General features: G+C 69.0%; 16 protein-coding genes and 2 pseudogenes. 7 read left to right on the top strand and 11 right to left on the bottom strand.

Annotated elements, in window-relative coordinates:
• Positions 1-7: 7 nt before the first annotated feature.
• From mctP to I8N67_RS22470, 5 genes and pseudogenes are all read right to left on the bottom strand, one after another.
• Positions 8-1,633 (bottom strand): monocarboxylate uptake permease MctP, encoded by a 1,626-nt coding sequence (gene mctP, locus I8N67_RS22490; protein WP_200304978.1) that lies wholly within the window; start codon positions 1,631-1,633, stop codon positions 8-10.
• A complete protein-coding gene (locus I8N67_RS22485) occupies positions 1,630-1,899 on the bottom strand; it encodes a DUF3311 domain-containing protein (RefSeq protein ID WP_200304977.1) in 270 nt (89 codons plus the stop codon). The genes mctP and I8N67_RS22485 overlap by 4 nt, the downstream gene beginning before the upstream one ends.
• Before the next feature lie 110 nt (positions 1,900-2,009).
• Positions 2,010-2,132, bottom strand: a pseudogene (locus I8N67_RS22480) (CstA-like transporter-associated (seleno)protein); the annotation flags it as partial.
• A 106-nt stretch (positions 2,133-2,238) separates the two neighbouring features.
• Positions 2,239-3,002: pseudogene (locus tag I8N67_RS22475) on the bottom strand (carbon starvation CstA family protein); the annotation flags it as partial.
• A 95-nt stretch (positions 3,003-3,097) separates the two neighbouring features.
• Positions 3,098-3,862: a GntR family transcriptional regulator gene (locus I8N67_RS22470; RefSeq protein WP_200304976.1), complete on the bottom strand. Its 765-nt coding sequence runs from the start codon at positions 3,860-3,862 to the stop codon at positions 3,098-3,100.
• Between the two features lie 367 nt (positions 3,863-4,229).
• On the opposite strand from I8N67_RS22470, the gene I8N67_RS22465 reads away from it, so the two are divergent.
• From I8N67_RS22465 to I8N67_RS22450, 4 genes are all read left to right on the top strand, one after another.
• Positions 4,230-5,510 carry an extracellular solute-binding protein gene (locus I8N67_RS22465; RefSeq protein ID WP_200304975.1) on the top strand — a complete coding sequence of 427 codons (1,281 nt, stop codon included), beginning with the start codon at positions 4,230-4,232 and terminating at the stop codon, positions 5,508-5,510.
• A gap of 179 nt (positions 5,511-5,689) precedes the next feature.
• Positions 5,690-6,682, top strand: coding sequence for a carbohydrate ABC transporter permease (locus I8N67_RS22460; protein WP_200304974.1), 993 nt, complete (start codon positions 5,690-5,692; stop codon positions 6,680-6,682).
• A gap of 14 nt (positions 6,683-6,696) precedes the next feature.
• Positions 6,697-7,548 (top strand): carbohydrate ABC transporter permease, encoded by an 852-nt coding sequence (locus I8N67_RS22455; protein ID WP_200305027.1) that lies wholly within the window; start codon positions 6,697-6,699, stop codon positions 7,546-7,548.
• 9 nt (positions 7,549-7,557) lie between these two features.
• A complete protein-coding gene (locus tag I8N67_RS22450; protein ID WP_200304973.1) occupies positions 7,558-9,057 on the top strand; it encodes a glycoside hydrolase family 3 protein in 1,500 nt (499 codons plus the stop codon).
• A gap of 163 nt (positions 9,058-9,220) precedes the next feature.
• Here I8N67_RS22450 and nagB read toward each other — a convergent pair whose 3' ends face one another.
• Positions 9,221-10,006 carry a glucosamine-6-phosphate deaminase gene (gene nagB / locus I8N67_RS22445; RefSeq protein ID WP_200304972.1) on the bottom strand — a complete coding sequence of 262 codons (786 nt, stop codon included), beginning with the start codon at positions 10,004-10,006 and terminating at the stop codon, positions 9,221-9,223.
• A 558-nt stretch (positions 10,007-10,564) separates the two neighbouring features.
• On the opposite strand from nagB, the gene I8N67_RS22440 reads away from it, so the two are divergent.
• A complete protein-coding gene (locus tag I8N67_RS22440; protein WP_200305026.1) occupies positions 10,565-12,031 on the top strand; it encodes a sensor histidine kinase in 1,467 nt (488 codons plus the stop codon).
• A gap of 203 nt (positions 12,032-12,234) precedes the next feature.
• On the opposite strand, the gene I8N67_RS22435 is transcribed toward I8N67_RS22440, so the two are convergent.
• Entirely contained in the window at positions 12,235-12,492 is a 258-nt protein-coding gene (locus I8N67_RS22435; RefSeq protein ID WP_003992873.1) for a WhiB family transcriptional regulator, read from the bottom strand.
• Positions 12,493-12,811: 319 nt separating this feature from the next.
• A complete protein-coding gene (locus I8N67_RS22430) occupies positions 12,812-13,783 on the bottom strand; it encodes a diacylglycerol/lipid kinase family protein (RefSeq protein WP_200304971.1) in 972 nt (323 codons plus the stop codon).
• A gap of 172 nt (positions 13,784-13,955) precedes the next feature.
• On the opposite strand from I8N67_RS22430, the gene I8N67_RS22425 reads away from it, so the two are divergent.
• Positions 13,956-14,408 (top strand): hypothetical protein, encoded by a 453-nt coding sequence (locus I8N67_RS22425; RefSeq protein ID WP_200304970.1) that lies wholly within the window; start codon positions 13,956-13,958, stop codon positions 14,406-14,408.
• Between the two features lie 14 nt (positions 14,409-14,422).
• Here I8N67_RS22425 and I8N67_RS22420 read toward each other — a convergent pair whose 3' ends face one another.
• The 3 genes from I8N67_RS22420 to I8N67_RS22410 all read right to left on the bottom strand — a co-directional run bounded on the left by I8N67_RS22420 (position 14,423) and on the right by I8N67_RS22410 (position 16,669).
• A complete protein-coding gene (locus I8N67_RS22420) occupies positions 14,423-15,589 on the bottom strand; it encodes a SigB/SigF/SigG family RNA polymerase sigma factor (RefSeq protein WP_200304969.1) in 1,167 nt (388 codons plus the stop codon).
• Complete coding sequence (locus tag I8N67_RS22415) at positions 15,586-15,999, bottom strand: ATP-binding protein (RefSeq protein ID WP_200304968.1); 414 nt, start codon at positions 15,997-15,999, stop codon at positions 15,586-15,588. The genes I8N67_RS22420 and I8N67_RS22415 overlap by 4 nt, the downstream gene beginning before the upstream one ends.
• 409 nt (positions 16,000-16,408) lie before the next feature.
• Complete coding sequence (locus I8N67_RS22410; RefSeq protein ID WP_200304967.1) at positions 16,409-16,669, bottom strand: UBP-type zinc finger domain-containing protein; 261 nt, start codon at positions 16,667-16,669, stop codon at positions 16,409-16,411.
• Between the two features lie 59 nt (positions 16,670-16,728).
• On the opposite strand from I8N67_RS22410, the gene I8N67_RS22405 reads away from it, so the two are divergent.
• Positions 16,729-18,324, top strand: a complete 1,596-nt coding sequence (locus I8N67_RS22405; protein WP_200304966.1) for a Na+/H+ antiporter — start codon at positions 16,729-16,731, stop codon at positions 18,322-18,324.
• Positions 18,325-18,326: the final 2 nt, after the last annotated feature.

The following is an 18,326-nucleotide window of genomic DNA, read 5'->3' as shown; positions in this document are numbered from 1 at the left end:
ACGACACCTAGTGGCTCGTACCCGCCGTGGCCGGCGGCAGTTCGACCTGGACGCCCGCGTCTCCCGCGTCCGCCGTGTAGTCCTCCGGCCTGGTCTCGTCGATGCCGTCGGGGGCCTTGGCCGCCCGCAGGACGAACGTCAGGACGACTGTGATCACCACGTTCAGGACGAAGGCGGTGAGGCCGATGTAGCCGATCTCGCCGATGCCGGGGATCTCCGCCGAGGAGCCGCCGAAGTGCTTCTGCGTGGGGGAGGCCACGCCGTACGCGGCCATCGTGCCGTAGAGCATGCCGACCGCCCAGCCGGCGAGGAGGGCCCAGCGGTGGAACCAGCGGGTGAAGAGGCCGCCGACCAGGGCCGGGAAGGTCTGGAGGATCCAGATGCCGCCCAGGAGCTGGAAGTTGATGGCGACTGTCTTGTCCATCGTCAGGACGAAGACCAGGGCTCCTACCTTCACCAGCAGCGACACCAGCTTGGAGACCTTGGTCTCCTGCGCGGGCGTGGCGTCCGGCCGGATGAAGTCCTTGTAGATGTTGCGGGTGAAGAGGTTCGCGGCCGCGATGGACATGATCGCCGCCGGGACGAGCGCGCCGATGCCGATGGCCGCGAAGGCGACACCCGCGAACCAGTCCGGGAACATCGTCTCGAAGAGCTGCGGAATGGCGAGCTGCCCGTTCTGCACCTTGATCCCGGCCGCGATCGCCATGAAGCCGAGCAGGGCGAGCAGGCCCAGCATCAGGGAGTACAGGGGGAGGATCGTGGTGTTGCGGCGGATCACCTCACGGCTCTTCGAGGACAGCGTCGCCGTGATCGAGTGCGGGTACATGAAGAGCGCGAGGGCCGAGCCGAGGGCCAGGGTCGCGTACGTCCACTGGTTGGCCTCGCCCGGGACGAGGGCACCGCGCGGTGCGCCCGTCGCCGGGTTGGTCTGCCCGTACGCCTCGCTGGCCTTGGCGAAGATCTCGTCGAAGCCGCCGAGCTTGATCGGGATGTAGATGATCGCCACCGCGATGACGATGTAGATCAGGGTGTCCTTCACGAACGCGATCAGCGCCGGGGCACGCAGACCCGACGAGTACGTGTACGCGGCCAGCACACCGAACGCGATCAGCAGCGGCAGGTCCTTGATGAACCAGTTGGTGTCCTCGCCGCCGCCGACGCCCATCACGTCGAGAACCGCCTGGATACCGACGAGCTGGAGCGCGATGTACGGCATGGTCGCCAGGATGCCGGTCAGGGCCACCGCCAGCGACAGGCCTTTGGAGCCGAAGCGGCCGCGCACGAAGTCCGAGGTCGTCACATAGCCGTGCTTGTGCGAGACCGACCACAGGCGGGGCAGGAACGTGAAGATCAGCGGGTAGATCAGGATCGTGTAGGGCACCGCGAAGAAGCCGGCCGCGCCCGCCGCGTAGATCGCCGCGGGTACGGCGACGAAGGTGTACGCCGTGTAGAGGTCGCCGCCGAGCAGGAACCAGGTGACCCAGGTGCCGAACGACCGTCCGCCCAGGCCCCATTCGTCGAGGCTGTCGTTCTCGGCCTTGCGCCAGCGCGCGGCCAGGAAGCCCATGACCGTGACGGCCAGGAAGAAGAAGATGAAGACGGCGAGTGCCACGCCGTTCACGCCGTCCTTCACTTCGCCGCACCCCCAGCCTGCTGCCGCGCCTTGCGGGTCCGCTGGTCACGCTGCCACAGCACGTACGCCGTGCAGGTGAGCGCCGTGGAGATGAGCACCCAGGCCATCTGGTACCAGTAGAAGAACGGGATGCCGATGAACGCCGGGTCCGTCTTGGCGTACGAGCCGACCCAGAGCATCGCCACGAACGGGGCGAACAGGCATAGGGCGATGACCACCCTGACAGGTGTCACCACCGTTGGTCTCACTTCAGGCGCTTCTGACATGTCCTGGCTCCGTCCCCTCACTGATCACCTGCTCAACGCGCAGGAAATGTAAGGGACGGTTCCGTCGTATGGAACCCCCTGTCCGGATAACGGATGCGGAGGTTGTGTGTTCAGCAGCGGCGGAACCCCTGCCGGGGGTCCGCCTCCTGCCGATCCGTCCGCATCCGCTCGGACTCTCGACGGGACGGCACCGGCGCGTCCGGGGCGTGGGTGCGCGGATGTTCCGCGTAACGGCGTTCTGCACGGTGTCCCCGATGACCCCGGCGGGCGCGTTCATCGCGAAGTACAGACCCCGGTCGATGATCGAGGCCGCGATCAGCGCCCTCACGGCCACGGACGAAACCCGTACGTCACCAGCCAGATGACGAGGGTGGAGGGCGCGAGGGTGAAGGTGTCCGCCCATGAGGACTCCGCGACCCAGCGGCCCGCGACCAGGGCGAGCAGCGGCAGGCCGACGCCGATCAGCGACACCTCGGCGACCCGCCCGGGCCTCAGGACCCGCAGACAGACGCCCATCAGCAGGGCGATCGGGACGGTCATCGCGATGGAGGAGGTGCCCCACGGCGACTGCGCGAGGGCGCTGACGACGACCAGCGCCGGCACGCCCAGCAGGATGATCATGATGGCGAAGGCTGCGAGCAGCGGCGGCCCCGCCGAACGGGCCGATCTCCTCCCGGGCCATCTGCCCCAGCCACCTGCCGTCCCGGCAGGTGGAGAAGAACAGCACCACCATGTCCTGGACCGCGCCCGCGATCGTCGCGAACTGGTGGCCGAGCAGCACCCGGCGGTCGGTGGGATGGAAGTCGATGCCGTTGTCGAGGCGTTCGGCCGGCGTGGCCCGGCTGTCGTCGACCTTGAGGACCTGGTACGCGATGAACCTGGCATAGAAGCGATAGGCGATCGCGTACGAGCCCAGCGCGGCGGCGACCTTCCCCAGCTCTCAACTACGTTCGAGCCGGGGAGACCCCACTGGCCGCCGACACGTGCTCGCTCCGGGCCGGCGCGAGCACGGTCCGGCCGGCCCTCGCGACCAGGGCGACGACGGTCCAGACGGCGATGGTTCGGACGTTCGCGGTACGCACGGCGGGGGCTCCCGTGTCCATGCGGCGACGCAAGGACCGTGGAGCAGGAGCGGGGAGGGGGTTGCGCTACACCGCGTGCACCACCTGTGACTCGCCTCGGGGAAGACCCAAGTGGCTCAGTCCTGCGGCCGCTTGAGCCGCGCCACGAACTTGTACCGGTCGCCCCGGTACACCGACCGCACCCACTCCACCGGCTGCCCGTCCTTGTCCAGCGAGTGCCGGGAGAGCATCAGCATCGGCAGGCCCACGTCCGTGCCCAGCAGGCCGGCCTCGCGCGGAGTGGCCAGCGAGGTCTCGATGGTCTCCTCGGCCTCGGCGAGACGGACGTCGTACACCTCGGCGAGCGCGGTGTAGAGGGAGGTGTACTTGACGAGCGACCTGCGCAGCGCGGGGAAGCGCTTCGCGGACAGGTGGGTCGTCTCGATCGCCATCGGCTCGCCGTTCGCCATCCGCAGGCGCTCGATCCGCAGGACCCGGCCGCCCGCCGTGATGTCGAGCAGGCCGGCGAGGGTGTCGTCGGCGGTGATGTAGCCGATGTCCAGCAGCTGCGAGGTGGGTTCGAGGCCCTGGGCCCGCATGTCCTCGGTGTACGAGGTGAGTTGCAGTGCCTGGGAGACCTTCGGCTTGGCGACGAACGTGCCCTTGCCCTGGATGCGCTCAAGGCGCCCCTCGACGACCAGCTCCTGCAGCGCCTGGCGCACGGTCGTGCGCGAGGTGTCGAACTCGGCGGCGAGCGTGCGCTCGGGCGGTACCGGAGTGCCGGGCGGCAGTGTCTCGGTCATGTCGAGCAGATGCTTCTTCAGACGGTAGTACTTGGGCACGCGTGCGGTACGGACTGTCGCCCCGTTCTCGTTCTCCGCACTGCTGACATCGGTGCTCATGCTCCGCCTTCCCGGCTCCTCGTGGCGTGATTCCTCTGTATACCTTCGCAGGCCCCGCTGGTCTAGTCCACGGCGAGGTCTTCGCTGGTCCACTCCAGGAGGCGCCAGTGGTCTACCCGAAGAGTGTGGCTCACTCGCTCGGTTTTCGCGGCCTTCTTACATAAAGGTTCTTGCATATATAGGTCGCATAACGGCTGGTCGGAGCGGGCTCTCGCGCCCTTGACACGGCAAATGGTCTGAGCCAAGCTCCGGCCTACTGGTCTACACCATTGGTCCAGGTCCCGGCCCCATGGGCGGTACGTCTGTCACCGCGGGGAGCAGGGGGGTTTGTGGCATCCCTGAGGTATGCATCCCTGAGGAGGGTGGCGTGAAGAGGAAGCTGGCGACCGCGATCGGTATCGCGGGCATGATGGTCTCCATCGCGGCGTGCGGGGGCGGCGAGAGCGGAAGCTCGGACACCGGTGCGGACACCAAGGAGCTGACGGTCTGGCTCACGGTCGACGCCCAGAACAACTGGCCGGAGCTGGTCAAGGCCGCCGACGCGGCGGTCACCAAGAAGCACCCCGGCATCAAGATCAAGCACGAGTACTACGGCTGGCCCGACAAGAACGCCAAGCTCGACGCCGTCCTCGCCACGGACAAGACCCCCGACGTGGTCGAGATGGGCAACACCGAGATGCTCGCCTACATGGTCAAGGGTGCCTTCGCCCCCGTCGACCCGGCGAAGTTCGACAACTCCGACGCCTGGCTGGACGGCCTCAAGGCCTCCGTCACCTACGACGGCAAGACCTACGGCGTCCCCTACTACGCCGGTGGCCGCGTCGCCAACTGGCGCAAGGACCTCTTCGCCGCGGCGGGCGTCAAGTCCGTCCCGAAGACGTACACCGAACTCACCGCCGCCCTCGACAAGGTGCAGAAGAAGCAGGGCGACAAGTTCAGCGCCTGGTACCAGCCCACCCGCGACTGGTACGCGGCCATGTCCTTCGTCTACGACGCCGGCGGCTCCATAGCGGTCGAGTCCGGCGGCGAGTGGAAGGCCAACCTCTCCTCCCCGGAGTCCATCGAGGGTCTGACCGCGTTCAAGAACGTCGTCGACAAGTACATGCACGGCGACAAGACCAAGGACGAGTCCGACCGTTACATCGTCTACGGCCAGGGCAAGTCCGGCATGATCTTCGCTCCCGCCTGGGAGGGCGCGACCGCCGCGGCCAAGGAGAACGACAAGACCGGCAAGCTCGAAGGCAACGTCGAGAACTTCGTGATGCCCGGCCCGTCCGGCAAGAACCTCCCCGTCTTCCTCGGCGGCTCCGACCTCGCCGTCCCGGTGAAGTCCGACGCGCAGGCCGTCGCCGCCGAGTGGATCAACGCCTTCGCCGGCTCCTCCGGCCAGAAGGGCCTGATCGAGAAGGGCAACCTGCCCAACAACAAGACCGACCTCGCGACCCTCAAGGACGACCCGGCCACGGCGGTCCCCGCCACCGCGGCCGAGTCCAACTGGTTCGTCCCGATGGCCCCCGGCTGGGGCCAGGTCGAGAAGGCCCAGATCCTGCAGACCATGCTGCAGTCCATCGGCACCGGCAAGCAGTCGGTCGAGGAGGCCGCGAAGGAAGCGGACGCCGAGATCGACAAGGTCATCAACACCGAGTGACCACCGGTGGGGCCCCGCCGCTCGATGGCGGGGCCCCACTTCTCGTACGACCGTTCGGGGCTTACCCGTTGTGCGGCCGTCCGGGGCCTCGCCCTCGTACGGCTGTCAGGGCCTCGCCTCCGTGCGGCCCGTGCGGGCTTCGCCTTCGTACGACCTGAGGGACCGCTGAGGAGCGCGCGATGAGTGCCGCAGACACCACCACCCCCGCCAAGTTGCCGCCCGCGCGGTCGGCGCCCCCGCCACCGCTGGTGGCCCCACAACCGCCGGGCAGAAAGCGGACCCTGAGCGGATCCGCCGTGCCCTGGGCGCTCCTCGCGCCCTGCCTGCTGATCCTCGCGCTCGTCCTCGGCTATCCGCTGGTCCGGCTGGTCGTCCTGTCCTTCCAGAAGTTCGGCCAGTCCCAGCTGTGGGGCTTCCAGCCGGCGGAGTCGGTCGGCCTCGACAACTTCACCGAGGTGCTCGGTGACAGCGAGTTCTGGGCCGTCGTCGTCCGGACCATCGTCTTCGCCGTTACCTGCGTGGTCTTCACGATGGTCATCGGCATGCTGATCGCCCTGCTGCTCCAGCGGGTCTCCGGCTGGGTGAAGACGCTCATCAACATCGCGCTCGTGGCGAGTTGGGGCATGCCGATCATCGTGGCCACCACCGTCTTCAAGTGGCTCTTCGACTCCGACTACGGCATCTTCAACGCGCTCCTCAGCAGAATCCCCGGCGTCGACATGATCGGCCACAACTGGTTCGCCAGCGGGCCCGAGGGCCTCGCCGTCATCACCCTCCTCGTGGTGTGGGGCGCGGTGCCGTTCGTCGTCATCACCCTCAGCGCCGGACTCACCCAGGTCCCCAAGGAGCTGGAGGAGGCCGCCCGGCTGGACGGCGCCGGCGCGTGGAAGGTGTTCCGCTTCGTCACGCTCCCCATCCTCAAGCCGATCATCGTGATGCTCACGACGCTCTCGGTCATCTGGGACATGGGCGTCTTCCCGCAGGTCTTCGTGATGCGGGGCGGACACCCGGAGGCCGAGTTCCAGCTGCTCACCACGTACTCGTACGACAAGGCGTTCGTGGTCAACGACTACGCGCAGGGCTCGGCGATCGCCCTGCTGACCGTGCTGTTGCTGCTCGGCGTGATCGGGGTCTACATGCGTCAGATGCTGAAGATCGGAGACGTCGAATGAGCGGCATGAGCAGCATGAGCGGCACGAGTACCGCCGCCACGGGTGGTCACCGGAAGTCGAAGGTCGGCTGGAACCTGCTCGGCCTGTTCGTCTTCGTCACCGCGGGCTTCCCCGTCTACTGGATGCTGAACACCGCGTTCAAGCCGGCGAAGGACGCGATCGACCCCGACCCCAGCCTGCTGCCGACCGGTCTGACCCTCTCCAACTTCAGCCGGGCGCTGAACATCGCCGACTTCTGGGGCCCGGTCGGCCGCAGCCTCGTCGTCTCCCTCACCGTCGTCGTGATCGGCATCTTCGTCGGCATGCTGGCCGCCCTCGCCATCTCCCGCTTCGCCTTCCGGGGCCGGAAAGTCGTCATCGTCGGCATCCTGGCGGTGCAGATGGTCCCGCTGGTCGCGATGATCATCCCGGTCTTCCTGCTGCTGAACGACCTCGGCCAGTACGACCGCCTCACCGGTCTGATCATCACCTACCTGACCTTCATCCTCCCGTTCACCGTGTGGACCCTGCGCGGCTTCATCGTCAACATCCCGCGCGAACTGGAGGAGGCGGCCATGGTCGACGGCTGCTCCCGCACCACCGCCTTCCTCCGCGTGGTCTTCCCGCTGCTCGCGCCCGGCATGGTGGCGACCTCCGTCTACGGCTTCATCCAGGCGTGGAACGAGTACCTCTACGCCCTGATGCTGATGAGCCAGCAGAACCAGACCGCGACCGTCTGGCTCGGCAACTTCACCACCAAGCACGGCACCGAATACGCCCCGATGATGGCCGGCTCCACCCTGATGGCCGTGCCGATCGTCGTCCTCTTCCTCCTCGTCCAGCGCAAGATGGCCGCGGGTCTCACCGCGGGCGCCGTGAAGGGATAACCCCCACCGATGACGACATTCGCCACTGGCGCGGACACGCTCACGCGGGACGCGCTCACGGTCCTCCAGCCCGGTTTCACGGGCACCACCGCCCCCGACTGGCTGCTGCGCCGCTTGGGTGAGGGCCTCGCCTCCGTCGGTCTCTTCGGCCGCAACATCGCCTCCCCCGAACAGCTGACCGCCCTCACCGCCCAGTTGCGTGCCGAGCACGAGGACGTCCTGGTCGCGATAGACGAGGAGGGCGGCGACGTCACCCGCCTGGAGGTCCGCACCGGCTCCTCCTTCCCCGGCAACCACGCCCTGGGCGCGGTCGACGACGTGGACCTGACCCGAGAGGTCGCCTTCGCGCTCGGGCGCCGCCTGGCGGACTGCGGCGTCGACTTCAACTGGGCCCCCTCGGCCGACGTCAACTCCAATCCGGGGAACCCTGTCATCGGCGTACGCTCCTTCGGCGCCGACCCCGACCTGGTCGCCCGCCACACGGCGGCCTACGTCACCGGCCTCCAGGCCGCGGGAGTCGCCGCCTGCACCAAGCACTTCCCGGGCCACGGCGACACCGCGGTCGACTCCCACCTCGCCCTGCCCCGGATCGACGCGGAGCGCTCGCTGGTGGAGTCCCGCGAACTGGCCCCCTTCCGGGCCGCCATCGCCGCCGGTTCGCGCGGGATCATGAGCGCCCACATCCTCGTCCCCGCCCTGGACTGCGACCTTCCGGCAACGTTGTCCCGCCCCATTCTCACGGACCTCCTCCGCCGCGAACTCGGCTACGACGGCCTCATCGTCACCGACGGCATGGAGATGCGAGCCATCGCCGGCACCTACGGGATCGAACACGGCAGCGTCCTCGCTCTCGCCGCCGGGGCGGACGCCATCTGTGTCGGCGGCGGCCTCGCCGACGACGAGACCGTCCGCCGTCTGCGCGACGCCCTCGTGGCCGCCGTACGCTCCGGCGAGCTGCCGGAAGAACGCCTCGCGGACGCGGCGAACCGGGTCCGGGCCCTGGCGAGGTGGACGCGGTCGGCCGCCGGGGCGGTGCGCGGCGGTGCCGATGGGCCGGTGAGCGAGGACATCGGCCTGGTCGCGGCCCGGCGCGCCCTCACCGTCACCCGCTCCGAGCCCTACACACCGCCCACCCTGCCCCTGTACGTCGCCGCCTTCACCCCGGTGGCGAACATCGCTGTGGGCGACGAGACCCCCTGGGGCGTGGGCGCGGAACTGGCCCGTCTGCTCCCCGGCACCGAGACGGGCACCTTCGCGGGCGACAGCGCCGGCGCCTCGGCCCTGGCCGTCGCCGGCACTCGCCGTATCGTCGCCGTCGTCCGCGACGAACACCGTCACCCCTGGATGACGACCGCCCTCGACACCCTCCTCACCACCCGCCCCGACACGATCGTCGTGGAGATGGGCATCCCGCAGTCCCTGCCCCGCGCCTGCTTCCACGTCGCGACACACGGGGCGGCGCGGGTCTGCGGGAGGGCGGCGGCCGAAGTGATCGCGGGGGTGCGCTAGCGCTGTCGGGGGGAGACGGGGGTTCTCCCCGAAACGCATCGGCGCCACGGTCCTCACAACGGGCCGTGGCGCCGACGCGTATCACCAGCGCCCTGAAACGGGTGTCCGGACATCCATCCGGACACCGACCCCAGTCGGGTGTCCGGACAGGCGCCCCCGTGCCCTAAATCCCCTGCCAGGCAGGCTTGTTGCTGTACGTGTGCCGGAAGTAGTCCGCCAGCTTCAGCTTCGAGGCGGCCCCCTCGTCCACCACCACGGTCGCGTGCGGATGGAGCTGCAACGCCGAGGCCGGACACACGGCGGCCACCGGCCCCTCCACGGTCGCCGCGACGGCGTCCGCCTTCCCCTCGCCCGTGGCCAGCAGCACCAGGTGCCGTGCCTCCAGGATCGTGCCGATGCCCTGGGTGATGACGTGGTGGGGCACCTGCCCGATGTCGCCGTCGAAGAACCGTGCGTTGTCGATCCGGGTCTGCTCGGTCAGCGTCTTGATCCGCGTCCGCGAGGCGAGCGACGAGCACGGCTCGTTGAACCCGATGTGCCCGTCGGTCCCGATGCCGAGCAACTGCAGTTCCACACCCCCGGCCCCGGCCAGCGCCCTGTCGTACGCCTCGCACGCCCCCGCCACGTCCTCAGCGGTCCCGTCGGGCCCCATGAACGCGTCCATGCCGAGCCCCAACGGCTCCAGCACCTCTCGCCGCAGCACCGAGCGGTACGACTCGGGATGCTCGGCCGGCAGCCCCACATACTCGTCGAGCTGCGCGACCCGCGCCCCCGAGGCGTCCACGGCACCGGAGCGCACCTTCGATGCCAGCGCCGTGTAGATGGGCAGCGGGGTCGACCCCGTGGCCACCCCGAGCAGCGCGGCGGGCTTGCGCCGGAGCAACCCCGCCATCGCCTCGGCTATGAGTTCGCCACCCGCCTTGGCATCCGGAACGATGACAACTTCCACGCTGGCCTGCCGATCTGGAAAGGGGACGTAAGGGGTAGGGCCAAGCACACCCCTCATGTGGTTTAGACCAATCTACCAGGGCGGTCCACGCCTCCACAGGGGTCGGAGCATGCCCGCCGGCACCGCCGCCGCCACCGTGCCGCGGCATTCCGGCCCGGCCCCGGGTCGAAGCGGGCTACTCTGCGGTGAGCCGTCGGCGAATGTCGGACAATGGAACAACAACAAACATCCGCCAACGCATGGACACAAGCAGTGGTCTAGTCAACAATGCGTGGTAGGGCAAGTGATCGATCAGCGGCCCCGGCCGCGGATGGGCACACACGAACGACAACAAGCCTCCGCTTTCCCCGCACAGGAAGGCGGACCGAGGAACCGGCGCTCTCTGCCCTGACTGCTCCGGATCCTCATCCTTCGGCCGACTGGGACCGCACACCCCACGGCCGATGTTGCTCCGGGCTGCGGTGCCGGGAGGGCTGAGGGTCCCTCTCAGGCGCCGCGGCCCGCGGGTGTTTTCAGGCCCTGTCCGTACCGCCAGGTACGCTCGCACCCGTGCCCTCCATGAACGAACTGGTCCGCCAGCACACCGCTCTCAGCGACTCCGACCTGGAGTGGCTGCATCTGCTGGTGTCGGAGTGGCAGCTTCTCTCCGACCTCTCCTTCGCCGACCTCGTCCTCTGGGTCCCCACCCGCGACGGCACCCGCTATGTGTCGGTGGCCCAGATGCGCCCCAACACGGGCCCCACCTCGTACCAGGACGACATGGTCGGCCACCTGGTCCCGCGCGGCCGACGCCCGCTCCTCGACGTCGCCCTCGACGAGGGCCGCATCGTCCGCGAGGGCGACCCCGAGTGGCGTGAGGAGGTGCCCGTACGGGTCGAGTCCATCCCTGTACGGAGAGAGGGGCGCGTCCTCGGTGTCATCGCGCGCAACACCAATCTGCTGACCGTGCGCACCCCGAGCCGGCTGGAGCTCACCTACCTCCAGAGCGCCTCCGACCTGGCCCAGATGATCGCCGCGGGCGCGTTCCCGTTCCCCGACCAGCAGGTCGACATGGACGCCTCGCCGCGCGTCGGCGACGGCCTGATCAGGCTCGATGCCGACGGAGTCGTCCAGTACGCCTCCCCGAACGCCCTCTCCGCGTACCACCGCCTCGGCCTCGCCGCCGACCTCGTCGGCTGCCACCTGGGCCTGACGACCGCCGAACTCGCCCCCTCCCGAGGGCCGGTGGACGAGGCGCTGGCCAAGGTGGCCAGCGGGTGGGCGCCGCGCGAGTTCGAGATCGAGTCCGACGACGGGGTGATCCAGTTCCGCGCGATCCCCCTCAAGCCCAAGGGCCCGCGCATCGGTTCGCTCGTACTGCTGCGGGACGTGACGGAACTGCGTCGCCGCGAGCGCGAGTTGATCACCAAGGACGCGACCATCCGGGAGATCCACCACCGGGTGAAGAACAACCTCCAGACGGTCGCCGCGCTGCTGCGCCTCCAAGCCCGGCGCATCGATTCCGAGCGTGGCCGCGAGGCACTCGAAGAAGCGGTACGGCGGGTCGGGTCGATCGCGATCGTGCATGAGACGCTGTCTCAGAATCTGGACGAACGGGTGGAGTTCGACGAGATCGCCGACCGGGTGCTCGCCATGGTCGCCGAGATCTCACCCGGCAAGGTCACCGCCCGGCGCACCGGACGCTTCGGCATCCTGGACGCGGAGGTCGCGACCCCGCTCTCCATGGTCCTCACCGAGATCCTGCAGAACGCCCTCGAACACGGCTTCGGCGAGGGTGAGACCGGCACCGTCGAGGTCTCGGCCGTGCGCGGCGGCCCCACCAAGGAGAGCCGCCTCCTCGTCACCGTTCAGGACAACGGCGTGGGCCTGCCCGAGGGTTTCGACCCGCACCGCTCGGGCAACCTCGGCCTGCAGATCGTACGGACGCTGGTGGAGGGCGAGTTGAGCGGCACCTTCGACATGGTCCCGGCCCCCGAGCGCGGCACCCAGGTGATCCTCGATCTCCCGGTGCGCACCCAGAAGTAGCGGCGGAACATGACGGCGGCACCCCTGGCGGGGCCGCAAGTGCCGTACCAGGAACAGCATCGAGCCCCGGACCATCGTGTGGTCCGGGGCTCGGGCTCGTGGCTTATTAAGCGCACCGGGGGCACTGCGCGCTGCGGCTCGGGGGCGGGAGAAGCGTACTCGCTGTACGCGCCGCCAAGCTCAGGCTGTTGCTGGGTGGGCTATCAGGCGGATGCCTGACGGGCTCGGTTGCGGGCGGCGCGGCGCTTCATGGCGCGGCGCTCGTCCTCGCTGAGACCACCCCAGACGCCGGAGTCCTGGCCGGACTCAAGCGCCCACTGCAGACACTGCTCGATAACCGGGCAGCGACGGCAGACAGCCTTGGCTTCCTCGATCTGCAGCAGCGCAGGACCGGTGTTGCCGATGGGGAAGAAGAGCTCGGGGTCTTCCTCGCGGCAAACGGCGTTGTGACGCCAGTCCATGGCTGCTACCTCTCCTTGGTATTACATGCACGTTGCTTGTGAATGTGAACGCTTTCACGAATCCCTCAACAAGTGAAGGGCCGATCACCAGACGGACTGGTGTGGTCCTGTGATTTGAGGAGGGGTTCCGGCGCTCTCGTGGAGCCGATGTTGCGGGCTGTCCTGAGCGCCACGTAGAGACTCGCAAACCTCAGCGGCGGATACAACCCCTACCGGAAAGTTTTTTTTGATTCCTCGGTGTCGACTGTGTCACAGCCGTACTTCCATGGGGTGGACCCTGGCCTAAACGTTCGAGTGGAAGGACTTTTGCCCGTTCCGCTCACACAATCACACGCAGTGCACGGCGTACGCCTGTGAACGTCACGCTCGTACGCAGTCCGAGGTGGTCGCCGTCCATCTGGAGGGGGAGGGGGACCTTCGAATGCAAGGTGAAGTCGGTCAAGTCGTGCAGGGCGGTGGCGTGCTTGCCGCGGGGTCCGCGCTCGGGGGACGAAGTGAGCAACTGTGTGCCATAACGGGCGAGCGCGGGCGTCGACATACGGCTGAGACCGAGTACGTCGAGGCCTTTATCGAACGAGGCCTTAGGCGACGCGTACACCGGGCGATTGCCCAGAAACGTCCACGGGGACGTGTTGCAGACTATGGACAGCACAAGATCGGAAATCGGATCCGCGCCCGCCTGTTCCAAAGTGATCGTGCCGAGTCTGCGGTGGGGCTCTTCCAGAAACTGCCGGAATGCCTGACGCAGGTAAAGGGCGTGTGTGGATTTCCGTCCGCGTTCCCGTTGTTGCTCGACCCGGCCGATCACACCCGCGTCGAATCCGAGGCCGGCGCAGAAGGTGAACCAGCGCGACGGCACCGCCTCGTCCTCCGTGCCAGGGGTGCCCGAGGCCATACCCAGGCCGATCGTGCGTTCGCGTTCCTCGCGCAGGGCGTCCAGCAGGGCGCCGGTGGCCTCCACGGCGTCGTTGGGCAGACCCAGGGCGCGGGCGAAGACATTGGTGGAGCCGCCGGGGACCACGGCGAGGCGGGGGAGGCGGACGGGATCGGGGCCGTGGTGCAGCAGGCCGTTGACGACCTCGTTGACCGTGCCGTCGCCGCCGAGCGCGACGACCAGTTCGATGTCGCCCTTGCCCTCCGCGGCCCGGCGGGCGAGGTCCCTGGCGTGGCCGCGGTACTCGGTGGTGACCGCTTCCAGCTTCATCTCGCTCGCGAGCGCGTGGATCAGCACATCGCGCGTACGTGCGCTTGTGGTGGTTGCCGCCGGATTGACCACGAGAAGTGCACGCATGGGTTGCAGGGTACCTACTGGGTGGTACTCGGCCCACATCCAGGTGCGGATCAAGGGGGAGATCGTGTAGTGACGATGAGCACGTGGGGGTGCGCGGGGGTGGCTCCCGCTCGGCGCGTGTGCCCGGTACGGGGGGCGGGATGCGCCGGGGGGCGAAGGCTACCCTTCAGGGGTGAGCCCTGAGCAGAACCCCACGCCGGACACCTCCGACGCCGAGCCCCGCCCCGGGCGGCTGACCGCTGCGGCGGCGCTGGCCGCGCTGGAGGGGGTGGCCCTGCTCGTGGGGGGCGGCGCCATGCTCGTCTTGGGCTTCACCGGCGACTCGGACGAGCTCGGCACCGGCGTCACCGGGGGCATCACCCTCATCGCGCTGGCCCTGCTGCCGCTGATCGCCGCCCGCGGGCTGCTGCTGCGGCGGAGCTGGAGCCGGGGGCCCGCCGTCATCACGCAGATCATGGCGCTGCCGGTGGCCTACAACCTGCTGCGGGCCGACAGCGTGGCGATTCCGGCTGGGATCGTGCTGGCCGTGATCGCGGTCGCCACGCTGGTCCTGCTGATCAATCCCGCTACGACCCAGGCCCTCGGTATCCAAGGGCCGGGTCGGGCGGAGGAGACGAAGCCGTAGCCGCGCCGGAGCGGCTACTCCTCCACGAGCAGCTTCTCCCGCAGCTGGGCCAGGGTCCGCGCCAGCAGCCGCGACACGTGCATCTGCGAGATGCCGACCTCCTGCGCGATCTGCGACTGGGTCATGTTGCCGAAGAACCGCAGGAGCAGGATGCGCTTCTCGCGGGGCGGGAGGTCCTCGAGGAGCGGTTTGAGGGACTCGCGGTACTCGACGCCCTCCAGGGCCTCGTCCTCGGCGCCGAGGGTGTCCGCGACGGCCGGCGACTCGTCGTCGGTGTCGGGGACGTCCAGGGACAGCGTGGAGTACGCGTTGGCCGACTCCAGGCCCTCCAGGACCTCTTCCTCCGAGATGGCCAGCTTCTCGGCCAGCTCGTGCACGGTCGGGGAGCGGCCGTGCTGCTGCGACAGCTCGGCGGTGGCCGTGGTCAGCGCCAGCCGCAGCTCCTGGAGCCGGCGCGGCACCCGCACCGCCCAGCCCTTGTCACGGAAGTGCCGCTTGATCTCGCCGACGACCGTCGGGGTCGCGTACGTGGAGAACTCCACGCCGCGGTCCGGGTCGAAGCGGTCGACCGACTTGATCAGGCCGATGGTGGCGACCTGGGTCAGGTCGTCCAGCGGCTCGCCCCGATTGCGAAACCGGCGCGCGAGATGCTCGACGAGCGGCAGATGCATCCGGACCAGCCGATTGCGCAGCTCCGCGTACTCGGCACTGCCCTCGTCCAGGGCGCGCAGCTCTACGAACAGGGCGCGTGCCCCACTGCGGTCCTGAGGGTTGTGCTGTGTGCTCCGCACGCTCCGCGCGCCCGTCGGGCCCGCCTCGTCGTGCCGCTCGTGCTCGCTCATAGTCCCGCCCGCCGTCACCGTTCCCCCAGCTCTCGACTGTGCTAGAGCGGGAGAGGCCCCAGTCCGTCCTCGTGAGGACGTGGTGCTCCGTACGGCGCCCTCCGGATCCGGTTGCCCGTCGGAGGGCGTCTCGCGCTCCTCGCCTTCGGCCGGCTCCGCCCACCGAGACGCTCCGGCCACCGCCGAGGAGTCGTCCTCCGGGTGCGGCCGGGCCTGTTCGGGGATGCCGTCGACGCCGTCCGCCAGATGCGCCGGCCCGCCCGGACCTTCGGCATCGTCCGCGGGAAGTTCCCGTGTGCCGCGTTCTTCGTCCCGCACCGGACCGTCCCCGTTCCTCACGCCGGCCCGGGTCCCGCGCCGCGCTGTTTGTAGAGGCTGATCGAAACGGTTTTGTCGTCGGCGACGGCCGAGGACACCTTGCCCGCCAGGGCCGACAGCACGGTCCAGGCGAAGGTGTCACGTGCCGGGGCGTGGCCGTCCGTGGTGGGGGCCGAGACCGTGACCTCCAGCGAATCGTCGATGAGGCGGAAGACACAGCTGAGCACCGAGCCGGGCACGGCCTGCTGAAGCAGGATCGCGCAGGCCTCGTCGACCGCGATGCGCAAATCCTCGATCTCGTCGAGGGTGAAGTCCAAACGGGCCGCGAGGCCGGCCGTCGCCGTACGCAGCACCGACAGGTAGGCACCCGCGGCCGGCAGCCGGACTTCCACGAAGTCCTGGGTCCCGGGCTCGCCTGCGATCTGGGACACCCTCACCTCCAAGGTGGTACAAGCTCTTTCAGGGGCCGAGGGTCGCCCCCCGGGGGTAACGCGCTACTGGTTCAGCGGTGACGCTATCGCGCTCCCAAGTGCCGTGTCCTCGGGGTCCTGGGGACCCCACCCCATGCTGTCACTCATAGTAAGCCTATGAATACGCTCGGTGGCTAGAGGTCTGCGGGCCTCAAATAGGAAGAGCGCGCGCCGGATTGACGTACCCAGGCGTCCGCCTGCCGAACCTTGTCACACGAGTACGTCGACGTGTCACACGGTGACATGGTTCCGTCGTACGAGGTCGTGGACATGTTCGTCATGGACGTGTTCGTCATGGACGTGTTCGTCATGGACGTGTTCGTCATGGACGTGTTCGTGGTCGTGTTCGTGTCCGATCGGCTCCGGGCGGTCATACGAGTACGTGGTCGACGAAGCACCAGCGCCAGGATTCGCCCGCTTCGAAGGTGCGCATGATGGGATGGCCGCTCTCCTTGTGGTGCTCGGTCGCGTGCCGCATCGGCGAGGAGTCGCAGCAGCCCACGTGCCCGCACTCCAGGCACATCCGCAACTGCACCGGATGGCTCCCGGCGGCCAGGCACTCCGGGCAGGTCTCGCTGATGGCGACGGGCTCGGGGTGCGGCAGCGCGTCCGCGTGCGTGCACTGTTTCATGATTGCCAGGTTACGACGGGTGCGCGGAACCTCGCGCGGAAACGAAGGCGCGGGAAGCGATGCACTTTTTGCCCCTGCTGTTGCTGGTCGCCGGGAGCGTGATAGTCGCGGGGGCCGCCCGGCGTACGCCGGTGCCCGCCCCGCTGCTCCTGGTCGCCGTGGGGCTCGTGGTGTCGTACCTGCCCGGAGTGCCGCACTACGAGCTGGACCCCGAGATCGTCCTGCCGCTGATACTGCCCCCGCTGCTGTACACGGCCGCCGGCGACAGCTCGTACCTCGATCTGCGGGCCCAACTGCGGCCCGTGGCGCTGCTGTCGGTCGGCTACGTGCTCTTCGCCACCCTCGCCGTCGGCTGGGCCGCGTACCTGATCGTGCCGGGGCTGCCGCTGCCCGCCGCGCTGGTGCTCGGCGCGGTGGTGGCGCCGCCGGACGCGGTCGCCGCGACGGCGGTGGCCCGGCGGGTCGGGCTGCCGTCGCGGATCACCACGATCCTGCAGGGCGAGTCCCTGGTGAACGACGCGACCGCGATCACCGCCTACCGGGTGGCCCTCGCCGCCACCATCGGCGAGGGCGCGAGCTGGACCGGCGCGATCGTCGAGTTCCTGGTGGCGGCGGTCGGCGGAGTCGCCGTGGGGCTGCTGCTGATGGTGCCCATCCACTGGCTGCGCACCCACCTCGAGGAAGCGCTGCTCAAGAACACCCTCTCCCTGCTGATCCCCTTCGTGGCCTACGGCCTCGCCGAGTGGGTGCACGCCTCCGGGGTGCTCGCCGTGGTCGTGGTCGGCCTGTACCTCGGCCACCGCAACTGGCAGGTCGACTTCGCCACCCGTCTCCAGGAGGAGGCCGTGTGGAAGATGGTCGCCTTCCTGCTGGAATCCGCGGTCTTCGCCCTCATCGGACTCCAGCTGCCGGTCGTCCTCGAAGGCCTTGGCGAGTACGAGGGGCTGCGCGCCGGCTGGTACGCCGTGGCGGTCTTCCTCGTCGTGGTCGCGTCCCGGTTCGTGTGGGTGTACCCGGCGACCTTCCTGCCACGGCTGCTGTCCGAACGTATCCGCGGACGGGAGGACAACCCCACCTGGAAGGGGCCGTTCGTCGTCGCCTGGGCCGGGATGCGCGGCGTCGTCTCGCTGGCCATCGCCTTCTCGATCCCGCTCACCGTGAACGACGGGGACGATTTCCCCGAGCGGAACCTGATCCTCTTCCTGACCTTCACGACCGTCATCGGGACGCTCGTCATCCAGGGGCTCACCCTGCCGCCGCTGATCCGGCTGCTGAAGCTGCCGGGACGTGATCAGCGGGCCGAGACCCTCGCCGAGGCCAACGCCCAGGCCCAGGCCTCCCGGGCCGCCGAGGCGCGCCTGGACGAACTTCTCGCGAACGAACGCAACGAGTTGCCGCCGCCGCTCGTCGACCGTCTCCACACGGTCCTGGAACGGCGCCGCAACGCCGTCTGGGAGCGGCTCGGCGCGGTGAACCCGGTGACCGGGGAGAGCGTCGACGACACCTACAGCCGACTCTCGCGGGAGATGATCGGCGCCGAACGCCACGTCTTCGTGAAGCTGCGCGACGGGCGGTACATCGACGACGAGATGCTGCGCACGCTGCTGCGGAGGCTGGACCTGGAGGAGGCGGCGGTCTACCGGGAGGCGTCCTAGGG

Source organism: Streptomyces adelaidensis, assembly GCF_016598475.1.
Classification (GTDB): domain Bacteria; phylum Actinomycetota; class Actinomycetes; order Streptomycetales; family Streptomycetaceae; genus Streptomyces; species Streptomyces adelaidensis.
This window is presented reverse-complemented; position numbering and strand designations above follow the sequence as displayed.